General features: G+C 70.6%; 4 protein-coding genes. 1 reads left to right on the forward strand and 3 read right to left on the reverse strand.

The genetic code is table 11. The features are described 5' to 3' along the window. Window positions 1-221: 221 nt before the first annotated feature. The 3 genes from IF09_RS46185 to IF09_RS0139455 all read right to left on the reverse strand — a co-directional run bounded on the left by IF09_RS46185 (window position 222) and on the right by IF09_RS0139455 (window position 1,956). On the reverse strand, window positions 222-368 hold the full coding sequence (locus IF09_RS46185) for a hypothetical protein (protein WP_158710213.1): 147 nt from the start codon (window positions 366-368) through the stop codon (window positions 222-224). Between the two features lie 26 nt (window positions 369-394). Further along, on the reverse strand, window positions 395-616 hold the full coding sequence (locus IF09_RS44325; protein WP_078613743.1) for a hypothetical protein: 222 nt from the start codon (window positions 614-616) through the stop codon (window positions 395-397). Window positions 617-711: 95 nt separating this feature from the next. Continuing rightward, window positions 712-1,956, reverse strand: coding sequence for a helix-turn-helix domain-containing protein (locus tag IF09_RS0139455; RefSeq protein WP_030304371.1), 1,245 nt, complete (start codon window positions 1,954-1,956; stop codon window positions 712-714). A 163-nt stretch (window positions 1,957-2,119) separates the two neighbouring features. Between IF09_RS0139455 and IF09_RS0139460 the strand changes: the two genes are divergently transcribed. Then, window positions 2,120-2,698, forward strand: coding sequence for an HD domain-containing protein (locus IF09_RS0139460; RefSeq protein ID WP_030304373.1), 579 nt, complete (start codon window positions 2,120-2,122; stop codon window positions 2,696-2,698). The last annotated feature ends 179 nt before the right edge of the window (window positions 2,699-2,877 follow it).

Consider the following 2,877-nt stretch of genomic DNA (forward strand, 5'->3'; position numbering starts at 1 on the left):
CTCCGCCCGGGGCCCATCACCAGGCACGCTCCGGGTCGGTGGCCGCTCTACCCGCACCAAACAGCGACCAGCACCCCATCGGAAGCCACCCATCGCACCAGATCGCTACCCGCTCCTCACCGACGGCGGCCAACGGCCGTCCGGGGCTGGGCGTGGGCCGCCACGGATCGCTACGCGGCTGAGACGCCCTGGCGGCGATCAGCTCGCCCTGGGCTGGGCGCTCAGCGGCGGGCCCGGAGCTCGGGGTGGTGTCTCATGATCAGAACGTTCATGTCGCTGACGCGCGAGCGGTCACGATCCACCTGGGCCTGGAAGCGGGCGGAGACGTGCTCGGCGCACTCGCCGCAGGAGTCCGGAGGGATCGGCAACCTCGGGAACAGGTCGGCGGCCTCCATTAAACGGCCTCGATGTTGGCCAGGGCCGTGGAGATCTCGCGGCCGGACGTGCCCCGGACGTACGCCAGCTTCACCCAGTGCTCACGGACCGGGGTGTCGGAGACGTCCTTGCGGACCACAGCCATGAGCTCCCCCTCAAGGCCGGACGCGATGTCACGCACCCGCTTGCGGAGCAGCGCGTGAGGAACTTCCTCGAAGGGACGGGGTACTGCTTCATGCATCACGGGGTCTCACTCCCTACCGTCGTCAGCGGGTGATGTGACGACGGTAGGGGCGGCGCAGTATCGGCAGGGGCACAGTTTGTACCCCCCTGCTGTCAGGCCATCAGCATCCCTAGCCGGGCCGCAAGTTCAGACGCGCGTCGGCGGCGGGCAGGGCGCTTCGACTCAGCCTCCTCCAGAACGATCCGCTTTGCGTACCCGTTGTACTGCACAGTCTCCGGTGCAGCCTCGTGGGCCTGCGCCAGCGTCGCCAGCGCCACGTCCGGCTGCGCGTCAAGGTGGTACGCGCGGGCTTGCTCAATGCGGTGCCGGGCCCGCCGCGGCCGCGACGGAATCGCCTCCGCTTCCGCCCGCGCGGCCTGCCGCGCCGACTCCCCGCCGGCGTGCAGCTCCACGGCGACAGTGACCGCGTGCGCGCCGATGACGGCCCGGGAGAAACTCGTTACGGGGTGGAAGTACCCACGGGGCAGGGACTCGGCCAGGGCCCGGGCGTCGTCCCAGTACCGCCAGGCGGTACCGGTCTCACCGCGGCGGGCGGCCGTCAACCCTGCCTCGACGGTGAGGGCCCCGGCGACCGCGCGGACGTCCATGCCGGCGTCGGGGAGAAGCGGCCCCAGGTAGCGCAGGGTCTCCAGGGTGACGGCGTCCGCCGCATCCAGGTGCGTACTCTCACGGTGGGCCTGCGTGGTCAGCCACGCGGCGAGGCCGATCGCGTGCGGGTCCTCGGAATCCTGCGCAGCCATCATGCCGCGCTCCGCCACACGCCACACCAGGGGCGCGTCCGGCTGGTAGGCGCAGAAGAACTGTGCGAGGAAATACACCTCCGCCAGACGTGCTTGGGCCGCTTTGCGGTCGGCGACGGTCTCGGCCTGTCGGACCGCGGACTGCGCGTCCCGGACCAGATCCGGGAGCAGCGCCCCGACCACGTCGCGGTGATTCGGTGCCGAATGCCGGGCCGACCACGCGCGGGCGAGGCGCGCGGTCAGGTGCGCGGCCGGTGGTGCTTCGTGGCTGCCGCCGAGCTGGAGCGTGTTGAGGGCTTCGCGGACCGCCGCGAACCGCGGGTGCCCGGGACCGGTGAACAGGTTGACGCGCATGGACTGATCCCCCGTGAGGTCGGACAGGTCCCGGACGCGTAGCACCTCGGCGATGCGGAGGATGACGGGCAGGTGCGGGGTCCGCAGCCGACCGCTCTCGATGGCCTTGACCCATGACCCGGATCGCGCGAGGAGGCCACCAAGTTGGTCGCGGGTGAGGCCGCGGCGCTGGCGGAGGATCTGCATTCTTTGCCCGAATACCAGAGGGTCTGTGTACGGGTCCGGAGTAGCATCAGGTGACATGGCGGCCTTGCCCCTCTCCTTGCAGCTCGACACTGACAGGGTATGGGGCAGGGCCGGTTCTGTGTGATCCAGAACGCACGAAAGCGCCTCCCATCCTTGGGGGCGAGAGCTGGAGGGCATCCGGTACGCGATCCGCCTCGCCGAGGCGTGAGAAGGAGAGACAGTGGCTGACGACCTGTCCGCGGTGGCGCGCTTCCTCTACGAAGCGGGCACGCTCAAGCACACCCGGCGTACCGGCTGGTGGATGGCTGGCGTCAACGACCCCGAGAGCGTCGCCGAGCACTCGTGGCGGACGTCGCTCATCGCATCGGTCATCGCGAAGCTGGAGGGCGCCGAGCCCGCCCGTGCCGCATTCCTCGCCGTGTGGCACGACACCCAGGAGACCCGTACCGGGGACGTCAACCACTTGGGGAAGAAGTACGCGCCGGCCGGCGGCCCTCAGGACGTGACCGCCGACCAGACCGCGGGCATGCCCGACGTGCTCGCCTCGGCGATCCGGGAGCTGGTCGCCGAGTACGAGGCGCAGGACTCGCCGGAGGCGGTCTGCGCGCGCGACGCGGACAAGCTGGAATGCATGCTCCAGGGCATCGAGTACAAGGCCCAGGGCTACGCCAACGCACAGCGGTGGATCGACAACAGCCGGGCCCGGCTCGCGACCGAGACCGGGCGGCGACTGGCCGACGAACTGCTCGGACAGGGACCGCTGGACTGGCTGCGGAACGCCCTCGGCGAGAAGGTCTGAAGCCCTGCATTCAGACGCCCTTCGGGCACTCAGCCCCGGACGGCCGTTGGCCGCCGTCGGTGAGGAGTGGGTAGCGATCGGGTGCGATGGGTGGCTTCCGATGGGGTGCTGGTCGCTGTTTGGTGCGGGTAGAGCGGCCACCGACCCGGAGCGTGCCTGGTGATGGGCCCCGGGCGGAG

This window comes from Streptomyces katrae (genome assembly GCF_000717655.1).
Classification (GTDB): domain Bacteria; phylum Actinomycetota; class Actinomycetes; order Streptomycetales; family Streptomycetaceae; genus Streptomyces; species Streptomyces katrae_B.